Source organism: Nocardia higoensis, assembly GCF_015477835.1.
Classification (GTDB): Bacteria; Actinomycetota; Actinomycetes; order Mycobacteriales; family Mycobacteriaceae; genus Nocardia; species Nocardia higoensis_A.
Map to the genome: position 1 here is coordinate 569055 of NZ_JADLQN010000002.1, position 23968 is coordinate 593022.

Below are 23968 nucleotides of genomic sequence, written 5' to 3' on the forward strand. Positions count from 1 at the left end.
ATGGCTGAGCTGCCAGGCTACCTGCGGTGGCTGGAGTGGGTGGCCGGCTCCGACTGGCCCGCGGGCGAGCCCGAGGGCATGTGGGACATCGCCGGAGACTGGCGTATCGCGGCGGGCGGCCTGCGCGAGATCCTGAACGAGATCGACGACGCCAAGAGCGCCACTCTGGCGGCCTACCCACAGGGCGAGGGCATCGAGAAGATGACCAAGTCCTTCGACGCGCTGCGCAGCGGTGACAATTCGCTGGAGAAACTGGCGGAATTCTTCGACCAGATGGGTGATTCCGCGCAGGACGTGGGCACCGAGATCGAGTACGCCCAGCTGATGATGATCAGCTCGCTGGCGCTGCTCGCCGCGGAGATCGCGGCGGCGTGGATCTTCCCGCCCACCGCGCCCGCCGCGGAGGCCGTGGCCATCGGCCTCACCCGCGTCGGAATCCGGCTCCTCGCCCAGCGGGTGATGAACCGGATCATCCAGTTGACCGCGCGACTGGTCGGCCAGCGGGCGGCGAGGTTCCTGGTCCAGCACATAGCCCTCGATACGATCATCGGCACCTTTCAGGAAGTGGCGATCCAGGGCTACCAGGTCAAGGCGGGTCATCGCGACACCATGAACTGGGAGCAGATCGCCGTGACCGCCGCGAGTTCCGCGGTGGGCGCGGGTGCGGCGAGCCCCGTCGGGGACTGGCTCGGCAATGCGCTGCCGAACCTCGGGCATCGTGCGATCAACGGTGCCGTGGTCGGAACAGCGGCGGGCCTGGTGGGGTCGGTGGCAGGCTTCGGCGGGAGCGTGTTGACCCAGTTGGGCATCGACGCCTACCAGGACGGGTGGGACAAGGCGTGGGAGAACGCCAAACAGACCGAATTCGATCCGCGAATGCTCACCGCGGGCATGTCGAACGGCGCGATGTCGGGCGCGAGCCGGGCGACGGCCGACGGCTTCTATCAACGCAGGCATCCCGAGTGGTATCCCGCGCCGTCACCCGACCCCAATCCGGAACCGCGCGTCGGGGGGACTCCGGACCCGCTCGGCTCGAACACGAACGGGGGGGATCCGACCGGCACGAACGGTGCCGACCCGGCGAACACGAATGGTGCGGATCCGACCGGCACGAATGGTGCGGATCCGACCGGCACGAATGGTGCGGATCCGACCGGGACCAACGGCGCCGATATGACCGGAACCGACGGCAGCGCGGATCCGACGGGGAACGGTGCGGACGGGGCGGGTCTCGCCCCCGAGGGCACCGCCCCGGACACCGCCGGACCCGAAGCCGGCTCGACCGGCGATCCCGCGCCCGGGACTTCGCCCGCGTCCGGGACGACGCCCCCGGACACCGCTGCCCCCGGCTCGGACGCGACGGCGCAGGACGGTGACAGGAATTCGACAGCCGGGTCGGCAGGCGAGGCCGTGCCCCAGCCCGGCGACCCCAGAACCAGCACGGACGGCGACAACGAGGCCGACACGGACGGCGTGAACACCCGGCCGGAGACGAGCGGCGACACGCGAGGGGAAGCTGCCGACCCCGGGGGCACCATCGCGGACCGCACCGCCGACGCACCGTCGGACAGTGCGCCGCGCGCGGAGTCCACCGCGGCGGAGCCGAACAACACTGCGGCGGAGCCGAACAGCGCTGCTGGGGAGCCGAACAGCGCTGCTGGGGAGCCGAACAGCGCCGCGGCGCAGCAGGACACCGACGCTCCGAGTCGCGCGGACGACACCGGCAGCCATTCCGCCGAGCCGACGCGCGGCACGAACGACGCACCACGCGCCGACACCTCTCAGCAGCAGCCCGGAGCGACCCCCGACGGTCCGGCCTCGTCGACCGCGGACCGTTCCCCCGCCACCCCTGGCGGCGTCCACGACGGGACAACGCCCCACCGCCCGGACGGCCCCGCACAGCCGACCGCCGCCCCGATGTCCGGCCTTCCCGGTGCCGCTCCGCCGGCGAGCGCCGGACCGGTCGCGCCGGGCAGCACTGTCTCGGTGGGGCCGCCGCCCGGTGCGGCCACCGCGCCGGGAGCCTCGTCCACCGGTCCGAGCAGCGGGACCGGCGCCGCCGCCGGTGCGACGGCGGGCAATACCCAGCACGCTTCCGGCCCGCAGGTCTCCGATCGCCCCGCCGTCCCCGGCGAGAGCCGCCAGTCACCGGGCGCACCCGCCGATCGCTCAGGCGCGTCGCCGATCGGGCGCGCGGGCATCGCCGACGGCACCAGCAGCCCCCTCGGCCGCCAGGGCGGAGTGCAGGCCCACCACGCCGACGCTCCGGCGCCGTCGGCGGAACCCGCACGGAGCCGGCAGCTTTCGCCGGAGCAGGTCGACGGCACGAATCTGCCCGTGCCACCGGAGAGCATGCTCGCCGTACCGCCGCTCGCGGAGGCGTCCGCGCCGCCGAGGGGCGTCGAGCCGCGGGGCGAGGACCCCGGCGCCGACCGTGCGGCGGCGGGCGGACCCGATCGGAGGCATGCCACGGGAGTCCTGCACCCGGAGACCGATCCGGCACGTCGCGGGCAGTGTGTGCCGGACGCGCTCGACCGGATCGTCGCCGAGACCGGCAGCGAGACCGTGCGCGTACCTCGCGACGTCGGCCCGGCGGGTATGACGCGTGCCGAAGTGGAGAGCCATGCGGGCGGGCGAATGCACGACGTTGCGCCTCCGGCCGACCCGGATGCGCCACGGCACCAGTCCGTCGCCGATGTTCTGCTCGCCGAGGACAACTCGGCGACCTGGGCACTGGTGGTCGACGAATATCACGGCATCGTGGACGATTACGGCGTCGGCGCGCACGCCTACCTCGTCACTGTTCGAGTCGACCCGGTGACGGGTGCGCGCTACCTCGAGGTCATCGACCCTGCCAACGGTGCGCCCCGCGGCTTCCCTCCACATGTGCCCGCGGAGCTGAACCGCGTCTCGGCGATCCTGCTCGACGCCGACGGCCGTGCGCTCGCCGATGATTCCGCCCATCCCCTCGGGGACGTGGCCGAGGCGGGCGAGCCCGCCCTCCGCGTCGGCCGCTCGATCGACGAGCATCGCGATCAGGTGCGCGAAATCCTCGCGCAGACGCCTACCGGGCGGGAGATCCTCGCCACGTTGGACAACGGTCCGGTGCGTGACCTCTACGACCACAACCCCTCGGCGGATGGTCGAGTCGGTTCGTTCCGCCGCAGCGTCCTCGCCGCGGTCGCCTTCACCGAGGGCAACAGCCACGTCAGGCAGGCGTTGGCGCTGGCGCACGAGTCGGTGCACGCTCAGCGATACATCGACGGACAGACACCGCACTCCGCCGAGATCGTGCGCTCGATGACCCGCGAGGACTACGTGCGCGCGATGATCGAGGAGGAGGCCGCGGCCAACGGCAGGCGCTTCCAGCTCGCCAGGGACCTGCGCGAGCTGGGTCTCGAGGTCGGCACCAACCAGTTGGAGAGGGTGTACACCGACGCCTACGAACGCGCCGAGACCAGCCTGCTGCGTGCGGAGCCGGACCTGCCGCCCGAGGAGATGGCGAGGATCGCGCACGAGGTGGGCGTCGACGCCCTCCGTGAGCCGTTGACACTGTTCGAGTTCGACAACGGGGCCAACTACACCCGCTTCTACGGCGAGGCATGGGAGGCAGCACGCCTTCCGTCCGCGCGTGGCGACACACCCGCGGTGGACGAGGTGTTCCGGCCCACGCGCGCCGAGGCCGCCAGGGAGTTGCGCGCGGGCGCGTTGGCGCTGCGATCGGACATGCTGGCGTTGCGCGAGATATCCGAGCGCTTCGGCAGACTCGCCGCCCCGCTGGGCGTCGACCCGGCCGCGCCGCGCGCGGTGTTCGATGCGCGGATCGCCGAGCGGCTCGCTGAGGTCGCCGCGCAGTGGCGTGCGGCGGGGCTCTCGCCCGACCGGGTGGCGACCCTGCGACGGACCGAGCACGACCTGTTGACGCTGACGGCCTTGGCGAACCAGCGCGACGCGATGCAGCATGCGATCGACCAGCGCGGAGCCGAGCTCGCGGCCCGCGGCGCCCGTGCGTTCGTGACCGAGCGAGCCGGCGCCGAGCCCGGCGCCCGCCAGCTCGCCGAGCAGGTCGCGCTGGTGCCCGGGGAACCGGATCGTCTGCTCGTCGTCGCGCCTCCTGGCGAGCATCAGTCCGTCCTCGACCGCGCGCGGACGGATCCCGAGCTCTCCGCGCTCCTCGACCGTGGCGACGTCGAACGCGTCCATCTCGACGCGCGCGTCGACAACGACGGGCGGGTACTGCTCGACCGTGCCGACCCGAACACGCGCGCCGACTCCGCCGACCGGCCGGAGGTCGTCCCGCACGATCCCGCCGCCGCGGCGGCCGAGACCCGCATCGCCCGGGTCCGCGCCGAACTGGATGGCACCGAGGTCGGCCGGTGGGCGAACCGGGTGCTCGACGAGAACGGCGTGCGCGTCGTCTACGGCTCGGACGGCGTCGACGGCTACCTTCCGACGCCACGCGCGGTGCGGCTGGACGTCGGCGCCACCGATGCCGAGCAGATGGCCGCGCTGGTGCGCAACGCGATCCATGTCGAGCTCGCGCAGGCACGCGAAACGCCAGGTGGCGCGATCGACCGCATGCGGACTCCGCGCGAGGTCCATGTCGACCGGATGCTCGACGAGGAGACCAGGGCCTACGCGCTCGAGGTGGTCGCGCGCAGTCAGTTGCGCGCGGCCGGACACGAACTGCCGCTGGTCCCGGGCGAGCAGGAGTACACCCGAGCCTTCACCGAGGCCAGGGCCGCCGCCGCGCGGGAGAATCCCGACGCCATGTCGCACGAACTCGACCGCCTGGCCAACGACGCCGGTCTGCGCGCGCTGCGTCCGCTGGTGGCGGACCTGCCGTCGGGCCAGGACGGTGCCACCTACGCCGAGGTGTTCCGCGCGGAGTGGGACAGCGCGCACGGGATCCGCTCGTTCGAGTCCGTCGTGCGCGCCGCTCTGGCCTCCGGCGAGCAGTCCGTGCAGGTGCTGCACGAGGGCCGCTCGGTCAACAGCGCTCGCCGCGTCGAGCTGGTGACCTACGGCGACGGCACCCAGCTGATCCGCAAGACGATGATCAACGCCAGGCACGCCGATGCCGAGCAGTTGTTCTCCGCGCTGTCGCGCGCGCTGGGTGCTCCGGTCCCCGAGGCCGTGCGTGCCGGACGCAATGTCGTCCTCCTGCGGCAGGTGCCCGGCTCGACGGCGCAGCAGCGCTGGCCCGCCTTCAGTGATCCGCACGAACTCGGCGCCCACGATTCCGACGCCGGGCGCGCGCTCGGCCTGGCGGACGCGCTCGCGGGCATCCCGGACCGGGACGCGCGCGGGTGGATGGTCGATGGCGACGACAACATCCACGGCATCGGCAACCACCGTGCCTTCGAGGGCACCGTCACCGCGGACAGCTCGAGCCCCTTCGCCTCCCATTTCCAGCGCGGCGGACCGGACGGCACCCTCGAGGTCGTCGACCACCACCTCACCCGGGGTGAGGTGGCGAACCTGCGCGAGCGGGTCGAAGCCTTGCGCCCGGACTTCGAACGGCTGGGCCGGCAGCGCTGGCACGATGATGTGCTCGGGATGCTCGACGCGCTCGCCGACCACGCCAGGCCCGATCCGCCACCCGCACCGGACCGGCCGGTCACCGCCGTCGACGCGGCTGCGGTGCATCGGACCCCGCAACAGTGGGGCGTGGAATTGCTCGGAGAACCGGGGCCGGGGGTCACGCCGGACATGTTGCAGGCGGCCATGCGATCGGTCGCCGAAAGCGGCGCTCCGATCGTTCTTTTCGGCAGCAGGCAGACCGGCATCTCGGAGAAGTCCGGTTCACCGTTCCGTCCGGACAGCGACCTGGATGTCGGGTCGACTTCTCCGGAGGCGTTGTTCGCGCTCCACGACGCGCACGGTGACGGCGAGAGCCCGATCCCGATGGTCGAGGACGTCGCGGGCATCTTCACCGAAGAAGAGGCCGCCGATCGCGGCTACCTGGTGATCCGGCCCGCCGAGCCGAACGACGCGGATCGGTCGGCCGACGGGCTGCCGGAACCGCCGGACATGCTGTCCTCGGACGAGCCCGCGAACGGTGCCGGTTCGCTGCCGATGGATCCTGGCACGCCGCCGGAACAGGCGGACGGAGCGCGCTCGGCCGACGCCCCGGCGCCGCCGCGCGCGGACTGGTTCGCGCCCGCGACCGACCCGGCCGAAGCGCGGGTGCACCAGATTCTGGGCGATACCGACACCGGCCGCCACGCGCTGGCGGTCCTGCGGGACGCGGGCGCGGCGGTGCGGTTCGATGACCTGGGCGACCGGTCGGGGGAAGCCGATGCCTTCAACCCCGCCACGATGGACGTGGTCATCGATACGCACGACCGCGGCGAGCAGGCGCAGGCTGCCGAACTGGTACGTGTCGCCGCGCTCGCGGAAGCCGTGCTGGCGGGGCGTCTGCCTGCGCTGCCCGGGGCCGAGGTCGCGCCGGATGCGCGGGCACGGGTGGAAGCCGAGGCGGTCGGCAGGCGGGCGGAGTTCCTCGACGAACTGATGCGTGCCGGGTATCCCGACACCGACATGGCGGTGGCGGATCGGACCGAGACCGCCCTCGCGCGTGAACTGCACGCCCGATATCTCGACGCCTACGACGCCGCCGTCACGCAGGCGCGTACGGCCGACCCCTCCGCCGACAGTGCCACAGTGCGGCGTGTGGGCGTCGACGCGGGAGTGGACGCGCTGCTCGCGGATGATGTCCTCGCGGGCGACCAAGACTCCCGGCCTGTCCCGGCAAGCGACCCCGACTCCTACCATCCGACCACGCCAGAGGCCCGCCGCGAGGTGGAGCGACTTGTCCGCGAAGCGGCCGCGCTCGATCGGGAGCTGCGGGCGGTGCAGGACGAGTGGCTCAGGGGCGTCCGGCATCTGCGTCCGTTCGATCCCGCCACGGTGGCGGCCGACCGTGCCATGCTCGACCGCGGGCGACAGGCGGCGCTGGAGGAGATCGTCGCCGACCTCCGCTCCTTCTCCGGCGAACACATCTGGCGGCGCACCCGGCCGGAGCTCGTGTCGAGCGTGACCGCGCTGTCGGAGACGACCCGGCGGTACGCGGACCTGGAAGCCCGGCGCGACCGGCTCGCCGATCAACTCGCCGCGCAGGTGATGCGGGATCTGCTCACGCGCGAGTTCGGACCGGACGGCGTGCGGTGGGTCGGGGATCGGGTCGCCGTGCTGCCCGGCGATCCACCGCGGTTGCTCGCCGCCGACGCGCGTGGCGATTTCGCGGCGGTCACGCGAGACGCCGTGAATGCCGACCGCGTCCTGCGGGACATGGTGTCGACGCGGCACGTGCCGGCCGAGCGCTTCAGCGTGCGGGTCGGCGACGACGGCGCGGTGGGTGTGCGGCGCGCGCAAGTCGATCTGCACAACGCCTGGGCAGCCGATGCCACGCGCTCGATTCCCGGCCATCTGGTCGCTCCCCGGCCGCCCGACGGTCCCAAGGGCGAACTGCCCCTGCTCACGCCGGAAGACGTGACCCAGCGTTCGCGACAAGCGCTCGACGATGTCCGCGAACTGCTCGGCCAGGTCATCGACTACCAGCACAACATCGTGGGCGAGTGGGCCGCCGCGATGCTCGACGACGCCATCGCCATCCGTTTCGTACTCGGTGAATCCGCCACGCCGGTCACTGCCGAACTCGGCGCCCGTTACGACCCGCTCACCGGTGTGCTCACCGTCGACCTGCACGGCAGTCCGGCCCACATGGCGACCGACGTGGTCCACGCGGTCACGATGGCGATCCAGATGCGCGCCGCGCAGGACGGTCCGCCCGAGCGGTTGATCCTCTCCCGTGACGAGTACATCGACACGATGCTGGACCGGCAGGCGCGCGCGCTCGCGATGGCCTACGAGTTCAGCTATCTGCGGGCTCGTATCGCTCCCACCGCCTACTACCGCTCGGACGGATTGCACTCGCAGTACGTGCAGGCTCGTGACACGGCCGCCGACCAGGCCCGGAAGGTCTTCCGAGGCAACAGTTCGGTGATCGAGTCCATGATCGAGGCCGCCGCCCATCAGGCAGGCGCGCGGGCGATCCGCGAGCACCTGGCGCAGGGCGCGTTGCGTCTCGGCGACCGCGACTACGCCGGGCACTACGGCGCGGAATGGGACCGCGCCCGCGGGATCACACCGACCGAAGGGGAACGGCAGTCGCCGTCTCGGACCGCCGACTCGCCCGCGCTGCGCGACCGGCGCAGCGCCGACTACGCATTCGAGATCGAGCACCTGCGGGCCTTGCGCGACGCTCGCCGGTTCGTACCGGTCGGACCCGCCGAACGCGCCTACACCGAGGCATACGACCGCGCCTACCGAGATGCCGAACGCGCGCAGGCTCGTGGTCGTGACACCGGGGGCGTACCGCCCGGCAGACAGGCCTACGAGGCAGGCCGGGCGGCGATCCGCCGATATCTCGACAAGGTCGGCCTGGCGAACGCCGAGCTGGCCTTCGCCGTCGTGCGCGGGGCGGGCGAGCAGGCCCGCGGCTACCGGCCGTGGGCCGATCTGGTCGACGCCGAGGCGCCGACACGGCCCGCCCCGGAGGGGGAGGCGACGACGGCTCCCCGTGCGTCGGACGACGCCGCCGACCTCGCCCGCCGCGGGCTCGACGCCCGACTCGCCCGCCACCCCGACGCAACGCGTCTGACCGACAACGTCGCTCGCCTCAGCCCGGAGGGCGCGCCGGTCACGCGGCTGCTGGTGGTCGCGGAGCCGGGCGCGCACGTGGACGCGGTGCGCGCCCTGGAGCTGAGTGACCCGCAGTACGAAGGCGCCTTGTGGCGCAGGGGGTTCGACATCGAGTACCTGTCGGTGTCGCAGGGGCGCGGCGAGGTGCCCCGACTGTCGCCGGTGCGACGGTTCATCGCCGAAGAGCCCTACCATGCCCCGGGCTCGACCGAGGCCCGCGACCAGATGCTGGTGCATTACCTCAGATACCGCGCCGAGGGTCTGATCGACGTCGGATTCCGGGAATGGTTGCGCGCGCTGCCGGACGACGCGTTCGTCACCCGGGCCGAAGCACGCGACAGTCGTCGACGCAGCGTCCGTGCCGGGCAGCTCAGCGGGGACTTCCTGGACAAGGCATTCCAGATGACCGAGCAGAGCCCCGGTCTTCCCGAGCATCATCCGGCCTCGGTGGCGCGGCGGCTGTACACCCGCCAGATCGCGCTTGCGATCATGCGTGAAGACGACGGCGGGGCGATGCCGCGGTACTACCGGTTCTACCGGTCGGAGGAACTGAACCTCGGTGCCGCCAGGTTCCCCGTCCTCATGATGACCGACGGCGACGGAGGCTGGCGCATCCCCGAGCCGTCCGGGCAGAACGTGGTCGAAGACGCGCTCGGCAGGTTGTTCGCGGGGATGGCCGATTCCGATCCGAAGCGTTTGGTGAAGCGAATCGGCCGGATTCTGCAGGACGGTTCGGCGGAGTTGGCGCCCCCGGAGCGCGGCGGGGTCCGCAGAGTGCTGAACCGGTTGCCGTTCACATCGAACCCCGCCGGCGACACCGCGGCGCTCCCGAACGCGCGTGACCGCACGGAAACCGCCTTCGATCGGATCGAGCCGCCGGAGTTCCCGGCCGAGCGCGGCGCCGAGGCCGACGCGGACAGGGCGGCCGCCGCGCAGGACCGGCGCGCGACGATCGACAGGCTCGTGGCCGAGCGGGCCGCCGCGCTGCGCGAGCACGAGCATGCTGTCGCGGCAGGTGATCTCGATCGCGCCGAAGCCGCTCGACAGCGGGCCGATCAGCTCGCCGGGGACATCGACACGGCCCGCGCACGCGACGCGCTGGCCGCCGTCGACGCCCGCCCGCTGACCGACCGGATCGGTGTCGTCGACGGCGAGCCGCCGATGGTGGTGATCGCCAACCTCGACGGCCGCGATGCCCGGCAGATGCTCGGGGACGCGGCGACTCGGCATCCGGAGCTCGCCGGGTTGCTGGCGGACGCCGATGTCCGGGTGCGGGAGTTGCGTTTCGACGACTCGGGCCGCGCGACGGTGATCCGGGTGGAGGATGCGTCGCAGGCGCCGCGCTCGTCGGACAGCGGTGCGCGTCCGGCCGGTGCGGACGCACCGCCGCCGCAGCCGGGGTCCGAGGGCGGTGCGGGCAAGCCACCCGGGCAGCCGCCGGTGTCGGCCGCGCCGGACCCGGCCGAACCGGACCCGGCTCGCGGATCATCCGCCGATCCGGAATCGAGCGCACCCCAGCCGGTTCCGGACCAGAGCAGACCGGCCGGGCGGGACTGGTCGCCGGAGGGGCCGGGCCGCGTGCACGAGCCGACCGGCGAGCCGATTCGCCAGGCGATGGTGCGAGCCGGGGAACGGATCGGCGACGCGGCCACCGCCCGCCGCCTGGCCGAGAACCGGGTCGCCGAACTGGCTCGCCGGCTGGGGGTCGAGCCGGACGGGCGTACGCCGCAAGAGATCTCGCGAGCGCTCGACGATCGCCTCGCCGCTGCCGAAGAGCGGGTCGAGCACCTGCGCGACCGGCCCGAGGTGCCGGCCGCGGAGATGGCCCGGCACTTCGAGGACCTTCGTGCGGCGCAGTCCGCCCTTTCCGAGACGATCCGCACGGTGAGCGCGGCGCGCGTCGAGATCGGCCGGTGGATAGAGGCCGTTCGCACCGAGAACGACGCCAGGATGACCGCGGGCGTGCTGGCCGCGCGTGAGGTGCTGGCCGCCGAGGGCGCGCGGATGGTCGGCGAGGGCGTCGGCGTGCTGCCGGACGACGGTCGCGTCATCGTCGCCTCGCCGCTGGCCCGCCCGGACCCCGTGCTGCCCCCCGATATGCGGCGGAGCCTGGCAGAAGGCGGTGTCACGGTCGAGTACCGCCTGGTGGAAGTCGATGTGGCGGGCCGGATCACGGTCACCGATCTGCGGCCTCCCGTCGACACCGATCCGGGGACCGCCCCCGACCGCGCCGATGACTCCGCTCGGTCGCGTCCCGGTGCCGAGCCCCACTCCGCGCCTACGCGCCCCGACACCGAATCCGGCTCCACGCGTCCGCGCCCCGACACCGAACCCGACCCCGCGGAGACGACGCGCACCGACGAGGAGAGCGGGCGCGACCAGCCGGACGCCACCGCGGAGGACGCGTACGCCGCACTGGTGCGGGAGCGGGCCGCACTGGCATCCGAGCGCGAGTTCTGGCGCGCCAAACGCGACGATCGCGCCTCGCGGTTCGACCTCGCCGACCCGGATCGCGAACTCGGTCCCGACCGACTCGAACCGACCCTGCAACGCCTGCTCGAGCGGGTCGTCGGCGTGCACGACCTGGCCGCGACCGGTGAGGAGATGTCCAGGCCGGCACCGGAAACGGTGGGTTCGGCCGAACTCGACCGGCGTCGCGCGGCGATCTTCCGGTTGCAGGAGGCCGCCGAACAGTTCATCGCGGCAGGCGATGCGCTGGCCGAGGTGGACCGGCAGATCGCCGCGCTGGAGGCCGGAGGCGCGGGCGCGGGCAGGCCGCCGAGTGCCGAGGTCGCGAGCGAACTGGACCGGTTGGGCCGGGAGCGGGCGGCGCAGGTGCTAGGGCAGAAGCCGTGGCGGCTGATGCGCGACGACATCGCGGCCCGATCGGGTGTCGACCCGAGCCGGTTGGGGCCGGAGGAGTTGGCGGCCACCCTCGACGAGGCGGCGAACCGGACCGTCTCCGCGGACGAGGTCGAACTGCGGGCGCGGAATCTGGAACTGCTGGCCGAGGCCGCGTTGCGGTTCAACCGCGCCGAGAACGAGATCGGTCGTCTGCAGGATCGGATGGCGGAGCTGGCGGGGGCGAACCGGGATCTCTTCGATGCGGCCGGCGCGCGGCGGATCACCGATCGGGTGGGCCTGGTGGACGGCGAGAATCCGCGCATCGTCGTCGTCGGTCCTCGTGGCCGATGGGACGCGCCGTTCGCCGATCACGACGCGGCGTTGGCCGACGCGGTGCGCCGCAGTCCGGCGATCGCGCAGGCGATGGTCCGGCCGGAGACGACGATCGAGTACCGGCAGATCGTCTCGGATCGGGAAGGCGACTGGCGGCCGGTGGACATGCGTCCGCCGGTCCGGGAATTCGTCACCGCGCCGCCGAGGAACGGCGCGGGCGGTGTGCACCTGACCCGATGGCGTGACGGCGACGGCCAGTGGCACCACGTCGACACCGCGCGGCCGGAGTGGGAGGACGGCAGAAGCTCGACCAGGGTGCCCAAGGAGTTCGAACCGCGACCGCTTCCCGAAGGAGTCAGCGGCTGGGGCGCCAATCCGATCCAGGCCGCGGTGGTCGATGTGTTCGCCGATCCGTCGGGCCCCGTCGACCCGAAGGCCATCAACGAAGCCTACCTGCCGCAGATTCCCGGCGGCGCACCGTATTCGGATGTGCCGACGTACTCGCTGCCCTTCGCCGACGCCTTCTATCACACGATGCGGCTCATCCTCGAGAGCGCGAAGCTGTCGGGTTTCACCTGGTTCAGCGACAGCGCCCACCCCGGACGCATCCGGCCCGGCTTCAAAGGGCATCCGTGGTTCCGTTCGCGGAGCCCGGAGGTGCAGCCGATGGTGCGGGAATGGAATATCGCCGAACACTTCCCCGACGACGGGAACCTCACCACACCGTTCCGCGACCGACAGCGTGGCGCGCAGCAGGCGTGGCAGCGGGTGCAGGATTGGGCGGACGCCGAATACGAGCGGTTCCGCGCCGATGACAGCGACATCGCCCGCATCGCGGACCACACAGCCGATCGTGCCGCCGCCGACCGTGCCGACCGCGCCCGCTCGCTCGTCGACCGGCTCCGCGCGCTCGTCGACCGGCTCCGCGCGCTCGTCGACCGGCTCCGCGCGCTCGCCGGCCGCGAGGACGCCGTCACCCGGCTCGAGGCCATCGTCGACGAACTCACCGGTGGACTCGTCGACGAACAGCCGGGTGACGCGGCGCGACTGGTGGCCGACCTGCTCGACGTGGTCGCCAGGCCGATGGAACCCGCCGACCACGCCGAGATCACCCGCCTGGTGGCCGACCAGCTGGCCGACAGCCAGCCCGTCTTCACCCCCGAGGAGATCGCACTGGTCAAGCGGCACCTGATGAGCAACGAATACTGGATCCACCGGGCCACCGACGGGATTCTCACGCGGCAGCCACTCGACGCGGTCGCCGACGTGGCCGAGGCGTGGAACCGGCTCATCGCGGGTGAGTCGTTGCCCGCGGACCTCCTGCTGCTGCAAGACGCTCTCGCCGAGGCGAATTTCCTGATCGACAATCCGATCGCGCTGTGGCGCGACGCCAACCAGTTCGCCATCAGCCTCGGTTACGACTGGAACGCCGCCCGTCCTCCGCTCACCGATTGGCGTGCGGGCATCGGTTACGCCCCGCCCCCGGTCGGTCCCCAAGCTCCGCCTGTCCGCCCCGAGACGCCGGAACTCCCGTCGAACAGCACGCTGCCGCTTCCCGCCGCGGGCCAGACGGTCACCGATCCGACACGGCCGCTGCCCCTGCCGCACGCCGAGCAGGCCGACGACACCGCCGAACCCCGGCCCGGCGACACATCGACCAGCCCCGACGAGCCGACGCGTCGTCCGGCCGCGGACGAGACCCGCCCAGAGTCGCCACCGGTCGACGCCGAGACGACTCGGCCGGATACGCCGACGCCGGACCGAGCCGACACTCGCACCGATTCCACGCACCCCGAGCGGATTCCGGATGCGCCGGACGATTCGGCCACGCCGAGGCCCGTCGACGAGGACGACGGTCGCCCGCTCACCGACTCGCCCGCGGGTCCTCCGGTACGGCGGCCCGTCGTCCCGCCCGCCGAGCGGTCGGCGCCGGCCACCGAATCCGGCGCAGGGGCGGGCAAACCGCCCTCGGAACCGCCGCCCACCCGCGGTGCGCCGGAACCCGACGAGCCGTCCGAATGGCTGCGTGCCCAGCTGGCCGAGCAGCAGGAGTGGAACGCGCGGATGCGCGCGGAACTCGCCGACTGGGTCGCGCGGACGCGCGAGGAGTCGGTGGCGCGCGAATTCGACGCGCAGCGCCGAGAGGTGGACGACGCGCTCGACGCGGTGGATCGCCGACTGGCCGAGCAGCGTGCCGAGGAGCGCCGCCGCAACGAGGAGTTCTTCGCGGAGCTGGCTCGCCGGGCGGGGCTTCCCTGGACCTCTGCCGACGCCGCCGGCGGTGAACAGCCCGCCGCACCGTCCGATGCGCGGAGTCCGAAGGGAGAACCACGTCCGCCGCGTGCGGAGGCGGACACCGAGACGCCCGCGCCGGAAACCCCCGACTCAGAAGGGCCGTCGGAGTGGCTGCGTGCCCAGCTGGCCGAGCAGCAGGAGTGGAACGCGCGGACGCGCGCGGAGCTCGCCGACTGGGTCGTGCGGATGCGCGAGGAGTCGGTGGCGCGCGAATTCGACGCGCAGCGCCGAGAGGTGGACGACGCGCTCGACGCGGTGGATCGCCGACTGGCCGAGCAGCGTGCCGAGGAGCGGCGTCGTAACGAGGAGTTCTTCGACGAGCTGGCCCGCCGCGCGGGGTTCCCGTGGGCGCCGCCCGGTGACTCCGACCCCGACGACAGTGCCGGGCCTGCTGTCAGGCCGCCCGGCCCGCCGTCGCGACCACCGGCCGCACCGCCCACCGGTGCACAGCGCACACCCGACGTGGCGGCCTCGGACAGTGGGCGGCTGCCGGAGCCGCGGACATCTGCTGCAGAGGTCGAGGAATCCGCCCGGCCCGCCGAGCCGGTCGAGCATGGCAGGCCACCCGGTAGCCCGGAGCCGGAACCCTCGGCGGCCGAGCCGGATACGACCGCCGGACAGCGGCCGGCATCGGATTCCGCACCGATGCGGCCGGATGCGGAGGCCACAGCGACGCGGCCGGAAACGGCGCCGACCTCGCGGCAGCCGGATGCGTCCACACCGCGGCAACCCGGATCGGATCCGGCGCAGCGGCAACCGGAATCCGGCGAGCCGACGATCACCGATCCCGAAGCATGGACGTCGGTCGGCGCACCGCGGGTCTACGCGCCGCCGTCCGAGGCGACGAGTCGGGAACTGCGTGCACTCGGCGAGCGGGCTCGGGCGGCCGCCGTCCGACGCCGGGAACTCGAGCAGTCGATTCTCCGGCACGTCCGGGAACTCCCCGTCGATGTCACCGATCCGACGATCGAAGAGGTCGCTCGCGCGGCCGAGCAGCAGTTGCTCGATGCCCGCGCGCTCCACGACGAGGTGCGGGAGCGGCCGGACGTGCCACCGGACGAGATCGGCGGGCATCAGGAAGAACTCGCTCAGGCGCGGGACCGCCTGGACCGGCTCGCCGACGTGGTCGACTCGATCCGGCAGGACCTGCGGGACTGGCAGGACGCTGTTCGCGCCGAATACGACGCCCGGATGATCGCGGGCGTGCTGGCCGCCCGCGTCGTCCTCGCTGCCGAGGGCACGCGGATGGTCCTCGAAGGGGTCGGCCTGACCCGTGACGGACGTCGGTTGATCATCGCCTCGCCGTTGGCCGATCCGAGGGTGCTGTTGCCCGCCGAAACCCGGGCCTGGTTGGCGGACAACGATGTCGAGATCGACTACCGCATGGTGCAGGTCGACGAGACCGGCCGGATCGCCGCCACCCGGATCGCACCGCCCCGAGCCCCGGAGACCCCGGCCACGGGCGGTCACGATGCCGCGTCGCCGAGCCGGGATTCCGAGCACGGCACACCGGACGACCCGGCCACCGGTATCCGGGAGCAGATCGCCGACCTCCTGCATCGGCGCGCCGAAACCCGCGCCCGGATCGATGGAATGCGCGAGGACATCGCCGGACTCGCCGAGTCCGCCGAGCAGGCGCCCGATCGCGCCGCGACGGCCGATGCTCTCGACCGGATGATGCGCGAACTGCATGACGCCGACGCCGAGCTGGCTCGCCTCGACGAGATGATCGACTACCTCCGGACGGTCGCGTCGCCGGAAGCTGAATACGAAGCGCTGCTGCGCGAGCAGGCGCGATTCACCTCCGAGCGCGAGTTCTGGCGTGCCAAACGTGACGATCGCGCGTCGCGATTCGACATCGGCGACCCGGACCGGATGCTGGGCCCCGATCGGCTGGAGCCGACCATGCAGCGGTTGCTCGACCAGGTCGTCGGCACCCGAGAGGTCGCGGGCACCGGCGAGGAACTGTCCAGACCGACACCGGAAATGGTGGGTGCGGCGGAGCGCGAGCAGCGTCGCGCGGCGATCTTCCGATTGCAGGAGGCTTCCGAACAGTTCATCGCGGCCACCGACGCCCTGGCCGACATCGACCGGCGGATCGCCGCGTTGGAAGCCGCGCACGTCCTCCCGGATCGTCCGCGCGGCGCGGAGTCGGCTGCGGAACTGGAGCGGTTGGGCCGGGAGCGGGCGGCGCAGGTGTTGCGGCAGAAGCCGTGGCGGGTGATGCGCGACGACATCGCGGCCCGATTGGGCGTCGACCCGGGCCGGTTGGGTCCGGAGGAGTTGGCGGCCACGCTGGACGAGGCGGCGAACCGGACCGTCCTCGCGGACGAGGCCGAGTTGCACGCGCGGAATCTGGAACTGCTTGCCGAGGCCGCCGTTCAGTTCGATCGTGCCGAGAACGAGATCGGTCGTCTGCAGGATCGGATGGCGGAACTGGCGGGGGCGGCCCGAGATGTCTTCGATGCCGCGGGTGCCAGGCGGATCACCGATCGTGTCGGCGTGGTGGACGGTGAGAGTCCGCGAATCGTGGTGGTGGGTCCGCGGGGTCGCTGGGATGCGCCGTTCGCCGATCATGACGCGGCGTTGGCCGATGCCCTGCGGCGTAGTGGTGCGTTGGCGCAGGCGATGGTGCGGCCGGAGACGACGATCGAGTATCGGCAGATCGTCTCCGACCGGGAAGGGCGTTGGCAGCCTGTCGATCTGCGCGCGCCGGTGCGGGAATTCGTGCACTCGCCGCCGATCGCCGGCAGGCCGGGTATCCATCTCACCCGGTGGCGCGACGGCGACGGCCGGTGGAACGACGTGAATCCCGGCCTGCCGGAGTGGGATACGGGCCGTGACGAGAGCGGGGTGCCGAAGAAGTTCAGTCCGCGTGATCTGCCGGAGGGCGTGAGTGGCTGGGCGGTGAATCCGTTCCAGGCGGCGGTGGTCGATCCGTTCGTCGATCCTTCGGGGAATGTGCCGCGGGGGGCTGTCAACGAAGGGCTCCTGCCGGCGATTCCGGGTGGGATGCCGCCGTCGGATATTCCGAGCTATTCGTTGCCGTTCGCGGACGTGTTCTACCACACGATGCGGATCATTCTGGAGTCGGCGAAGTTGTCCGGCTTCACATGGTTCGCCGACAGCGCGAATCCGGGTCGGATTCGTCCTGGTTTCAAGGGCCATCCGTGGTTCCGCGCGCCGCGGCCCGATGTGCAGCCGATGGTTCGGGAGTGGAATGCCGCGGACCGGATTCCGGACGACGGGAATCTCAGTCCGGAATTCCGTGCTCGTCAGGAGGCGGCTCGAGCGGAATGGGCGCGGGTGCAGCAGTGGGCCGACGGAGAGTACGAACGGTTCCGCAACGACACCGCCGGTGACGACATCGCGAGCATCTTCGACAACCTCACCGAGGCGGCTAGGACGGAGCGGAACACGCGGGCGCGTGAGCTGATCGAGCGTCTGCGGGCGTTGGCGGCACAAGACGCTCCCGACACCGAGGCGATCATCTCGGACCTGACCGGCACGCTGCCCGACGAACAGCCCGGCGACGCGGCGCGACTTGTCGCCGACCTGATGGGGGTCGTCGGCAGGCCGTTGGACGCCGGAGCCTACGAGCAACTGGTCGACGTGGTCGCCGAGCAGCTGGGCACCGGCCGATCGGAGTTCACCCGGGAGGAACTGCACCGGATCAAGAACCACCTCATGTTCGCCGAGCACTTGATCCGCGCTCCGGAGGACGGCGCCCTGGTGCGTCAGCGCCTGGACGCCGTCGCGGACGTGGCCGAGGCATGGAACCGGCTGGTCAACGGCGACCACCTGCCGCAGGATCTGCTGTTGCTGCGGGATGCTCTCGCCGAGTCGGATTTCCGGCGCGACAACCCGCTGGCCACCTGGCGCGACGCCAACCAGCACGCCATCAGACTGGGCTACGACTGGAACGCCGCTCGTCCCCCGCTCACCGACTGGCGCGCGGGGATCCCCTACGCCCCGCCCCCCGTCGGGCCCCAAGCTCCGCCCGTCCGCCCCGAGACACCGCAGCTCCCGGACCGCCCTCCGCGATCACCGATGAGCGGACTCACCGACACCACGCGCCCGGACGGCATCACAGAGGCGGACACCCGGCCGCTGCCGGAGGGCGCGACGACTGGTGCGGACCCCGCCCGAACACTGCCCGACCCGGACGCGTCGCTGCCGGACAGCATGCGCACCCGTGCCGACCTCACACCGACACTGCCGGAGGTGGGGGATCCGTCCGATACCGGGCAGACGCGACCGGACGTGCCCCGCGCTGAGGTGACGCGCCCGGACGCGCCCGGAGCCGACCAGCTCCGCCCGGACGAGCCGACAGCAGACGACGATCCCGACGATGGACCAGCGCCCGCCGCACCGCCGTCCGGCCCGCCGTCGAAACCGCCTGCCGCGCCACCCGCCGCGGGCGATCCGGGTGACCCGCGCGACCCGGGTGATTCGGGACCGCCGGACCGGTCGGGCAACGCCGACCCCACCGCCGTGGCCCACACCTCGACACCGCCGGAATCGGTTGATGCGACGACGGAGCCCGACCGATCGGCCGACTCGGAATCGCGGTTCCGCGAAGCTGTCATGAACCGCATCGCGGCCGATATCGAGGCCGCGGCCCGAGACCGGGACGCCGCCCGCGCCGCGGGAGACGATCGTGCCGCCGGGGACGCGGCGGAGCGGATGGCGCAGCTCGAGGACGCCCTGCTGCTCGCGAACGCGCGCCACGCGCTGCTCGAAGCGGGAGCGCATTTCATCGGTCCGCGTGTGGGCGTGCTTACCGGCGAACCGCCCCGCTATCTGGTCGCCGGATGGGGTGGCGCCGACACCGGCCGCGCCTTGACCGAAGCCCTCGCCGCCGAACCCGCGCTGGCAGAGCTGCTGCGTCAGCCAGGCGCACAGATCCGCGAACTCCGGCTCAGCATCGACGAGAACGGCGTCATCACCGCACATCTGGTCGACCCGTCCACAGACGGCATCCCCCGGTCCGCGGACACACCGGGCGTGCGCTCCAGCGCCGGCGAGTCGGCTCCCACCACGCCTGACGCCGTCCATCCGGCACCGCCCGACACCGAGGGCCCGCGTCCGAACGATGCCGCCGAGGAGCCCCGCTCCGCTGATGACCTCGGCGAGGTCGGCGAGGAACCCCCGCCGGAGCGTCCGGATCAGGCCGACGACTCCGCCGAGCAGGACCGTTCCCGTGATTCCGCGCACGAGGACGCTCTCCGCGCACACGCCGAGGCCGTGGCCAGGCGCGACGAGCTGGCGCAGCGGATCCGCGCCCTCGGGGAGCGACTGTCGATCCGGGAACCGGACGCATTGGATCCGCAGAACATCCAGGCCACCGTTCGTGAGCGGGCGGGGTGGCGACTCGACGGCGACCGGGCCGAAGCGCTGGCGGAGTTGAGGGATCTGCTTCCGGGCTACTTCGAGGCGATTGCCGACGCGGCCGACAGCGCCGCCCGGATCGGTCTGCTCGAGGAATACGACCGCCTCCTGGCCGAGCACAAGGAACTGGTGCGTGAGCGCGAGTTCGTCCGCCACAAGGCCGACGAACGCGCCGAGAACCTGCTGGGCGTCGACGATCCGCCGTGGACGGACCGGGATGCCGAGAGCCGCGACGACGCCGTGCGCATTTTCTACGCCGAGGCCCGCACCGACCTCGTCGACCTGCCTGCTGCTCTCGACGAGGTCGGCCGCCAGGAACGTCGGCTCGCCGACGACGAGGATGTGCGCAGGCGCCTGGCGGATCTGGAGAAGCTCATCGAGACAACGGGCGAGTTCGACGAGCTGGCCGACCAGGTGCGGCAGCAGGAGCAGCGTCTCGCCGAACTGGAGGACGCGGGCATCGCCGAGCACCGTCCGCCGACGGCCGAGATCGCCGCGCACCTCGACGAATTGGCGCGTGAGCGGGCGGCCGAGGTGCGCGGGATCAAACCGCGCCGGACGATGCGCGACGACCTCGCGGTGCGCTTGGGGGTGGTCGACGAGTCCGGTGTCCCGGACGAGACGGCGCTCTCCCGCGATCTCGACCGCACCGTGGACGACCTCGGGGACCGGGTCGCTCACGACTTGCGTTCCGGCGCACTGCCGGTCGACGAGCTGCCGGCGCGGCTACGAGCCGTCGACGCACTGGCCCACGCGGCCGCCGACGTGGCCGCCGCGCACAACCGGATCGGGCGTCTGCAGGACGAGATGGCGGGTCTGGCCGGTGCGTGGCGCACGCAGATCCAGGCCGAGGGCGGTCGGATGGTCACCGACCGGGTCGGCATCGTCGAAGGAGAACGTCCCCGCATCGTCGTCTTCGGTCCACGGCCGGACCCGCGGGCGCCGCGGGCGGATCATGATCGGGCGTTGGACGAGGCGGCGAACACCGACGCGTCGGTGGCGCAGGCGATCGTCCGGCCCGAGACCACGGTCGAATATCGGCGTGTGCTCGCCGACCGGCAGGGCGTCGTGCGGAACGAGCCGATGTCCCCGCCGGAGGTGGAGCGGATGTCCTCGGGTGGGTTCGGCGGGCGACGCCTGGAGCTGACGCGCTGGCGCGACGCCGAGGGGGTCTGGCATCCCGTCGACCCCACCCGCCCGGATTGGACCACCGGTCAGGACGGGCGCGAGCTGCCGAAGAAGTTCACCCCGAAGGATCCGCCGGACGGCGTCAGCGGCTGGGCCATGGAGGATGTCGTCAACGACATCACGTTGCCGGCCGACGACGTGCCGCCAGGCCAGCTGCCCGAGAGCCTGCTGCCGGTCAACGCACCGCAGGCACCCTCGCAGTACAGCACCTCCGGCGTTCCGGACGGCGTGACGGTGTTCGGCCAGCACTGGGGCGCCGACTCCTACAACGTGGTGCGCTTGATCCTGATGGCCGCGCAGGTGCCGAAGCATCCGGCGGTGAAGGCGTGGATCCAGCGGCATCCGGAGATCGGTCGCTGGGTGCAGGCGCGGCCGTGGCTGCGGCATGTGCCGCCGTTCGGCACGGTGTTCCGCGACTATCAGTGGTTCGCGCCGCCGGAACGCAATGTGCAGCCGATGTTCCGCAGCTGGGATGCGGCCGATCACGCTCCGCCCGCCGGGCGGGTGGACATTCCGCTCGGGCTGGGGGAGGAGTGGGAGCGTGAGATCGCCGAGTGGCGGCGGGTGCAGGCCTGGGCCGACGCGGAGTACGAGCGTTTCCTGGTCGATGATGCCGATGTCGATGCTGTTCTCGACGGGCTGGACGCGCATCGGCGTGCTCAGCAGGAGGCCGCGGTCCGCGAGGTGGTCGAGGCCGTGCGTGCGCAGTTGGTCGACCGGCATCGGGGCATCGACCCGGCCGGTGACGTCGATGCGCAGCTCGCGCGGGTGGAGGCCGAGATCGATCGGGTGGCCGAGGAGGTGGCCGACCGCTTCGATTCCGATGATCCGGATGCGGTGCGTGACACCGTGGCCGACATCCGGGAGCTACTGCTGAACCCCGACCATCCCGACGGGTTCACCGGCGCGTTGCGGCCGGACGAGTCGACCGAGGACGGTCTCGTCCGCCTGCTCGCGGAGTACATGCGCGACGAGGTGCCGGTCTTCACCCGCGAGCAGATCCAGCAGATCAAGGATCACCTGATGCGCGACGAGCATCGGGTGCGTGACCACACCGACCCGCACGGCGGCTATGTACGCAGGCCGATGGACCGTCTTGCCGACGTCGCCGAGGCATGGAACCGGCTCATGGGGGGTGAACCGCTGCGACAGGATTTCGTTCTCCTGCACGACGCCCTCGCCGAATCCGAGTACCTGCGCAGGCATCCCAACGCCGGCTGGCGGGACGCGAACACCCATGCTGTCGGCCTCGGCTACCACTGGGACGCCGACCGTCCGCCGCTCACCGGTTGGCGTGCCGGAATCCCCTACGCACCCGCGCCCGTGCCGGTCGACCCAGGATGGACACCGCCGCGTGACCGGGGCAACGACTCTCCCGGCCTCGACGGTCCCGAGGACGGGCCGACCGGCGGCCATCCCGCGCTGCCGCAGCCCTCGCGGCCGCCCACGGCGCCGCCCGCCTCGGCGCCCCTCCCGAACGACCAAGGGACACAACAGCCGGACACCACCGAACACCGGCAACCGGCGCAGCAACATCGACCCCAGCCGCCGCAAGAGCCCGCCGACCGCGATGAGACGCCGTCCGCACAGGATGCCGCGCGGCGAAACGGCGACGGCGATCGAGGGGAACAGGCGAGCCGGCCGCCGCGGGCGGGCGACCCGATCCCGCGTCGTCCGGCCGACGGCGTGGCCGAACCGCCCGAGGGCACCGGCCGGGGCGTCGACGATGCCGATCAACCGCGCGGGCGGCGGTCGACGCCGCGTGCCGGTGCGGAGCCGGAGCCCGCGGACGGTGCTGCCCAGCGCTCGGATGACGAGCCAGGGGAGAGCACCTCGAGGGCCGAGGGGACGCGGGCACGGTCGCGCCACGGTGACGACGACGGCGACCAGCCGCCCCGCGCCGGTGACGATCCGGCCCCGCCGAAGCCACCCACCGTGCCCGGTTCGTCGTTGCGGTCGCATATCCCGCACCCACCCAAGACCTATGACTTCGAGTTGCCTGTCACGAAGGTCGTTCCGCCGGTGGAATCCGAGCCCTGGCCGATGCCGGAGCGGCCGGCCGAGCCCAGGCCACCGGACACCCCGCGTGACACTCCTCCGACTACTCCACCGGGGGGTGCGGACTGCCCGCCGGGACAGCCCGCGCCGCCTGGTTCGACGCCGCCGTCGATTCCGGCCCCCTCCTACCCGCCGGAAGGCCCCGAGCCTCCCGGGCGACAATCGCCGCCGGGGATGTGTCCGCCCGAGGGCTCCCCGCCGCCAGGTGGGCACATCCCGCCCGGCGGGTGGCCGCCCGGGACGCCGCCGCCCGGGCAGCCGGGACAACCACCCGGGCAACCCGGCCCGCCGGGCCACGTGCCGCCCGGTAGTGGGACGCCGGGATCACCCGTGCCGCCTCGTGGTTCGTATCCGCCTGGCTCGTGGTCACCGCCTGGCTCGTGGTCACCGCCCGATTCGTGGGTGCCGCCCGATTCGTGGGTGCCCGGAGCACCGCAACCGCCGAACGGCGCACCGAGCCCCGGCACGCCGAACGGTGGGGGTCCCGGAACGGGATCGCCCGGTGGCCGGCCGCCGGGCCCTTGGCTGCCGGGTCTTCCTCCGTCGGGTCGGCCCACCGAATTGCCGGGCCCAGCCGATCGAGCTGTGCCGCGCACGAACTCGTCGCCTGTCACCTCGGCCCCGATGATGCCGCCGGGCGTTCCGGGCATGCCGGGTGGCGGTGGGGCGTCGACGACCCGGGCGGGCGGTCGCCGCGCGAACGGCAACGGGCATCGGTCCGCCGACGAAGGCGCACCGACCACCCTGTTGGTGCGCCCGTACTCCGGATTCGGTGTCTCGGCCGAGTTCGACCCGGCGACCGGCGCGCTACAGGCGACATCGATCCGCTCAGGTGTGGAGGCGGGGGTGTACGGCGATCTGGCCGGTCTGCCGGTTGTGCTGTACCGGTGCGAATCCCGGCTCGCGGTGCGCATCGGCGGACAACTGATCCAGCTGGACGAGCCGGTGACGGTCGACTGGGCGGCGGGCCCGCAACGCCGGACCACCCTCACGATCAGCGCCGGGCCCTCGGTGCTGTGCAGCATGGCCTACCGCACGCTGCCCGCCGAACTCGACATCGGCCTGTTCCTCCGGGACATCTGCGCCGATCCCGACCGCCGCGCACGGATCTTCGCCTGATGTGCGCAGACACCGACCGTGTGATCCGCTCGGG

Annotated in this window: 1 protein-coding gene; it reads left to right on the top strand. The window is 72.4% G+C overall.

Annotation, left to right across the window (positions count from 1 at the left end):
- Positions 1 to 23934, top strand: a complete 23934-nt coding sequence (locus IU449_RS16655; RefSeq protein ID WP_195002978.1) for a hypothetical protein — start codon at positions 1 to 3, stop codon at positions 23932 to 23934.
- The last annotated feature ends 34 nt before the right edge of the window (positions 23935 to 23968 follow it).

What these genes read in the sequence shown, in the direction of transcription:
- IU449_RS16655 (WP_195002978.1), top strand. Translation starts at nt 1, where the DNA reads ATGGCTGAGCTGCCAGGCTACCTGCGGTGGCTGGAGTGGGTGGCCGGC.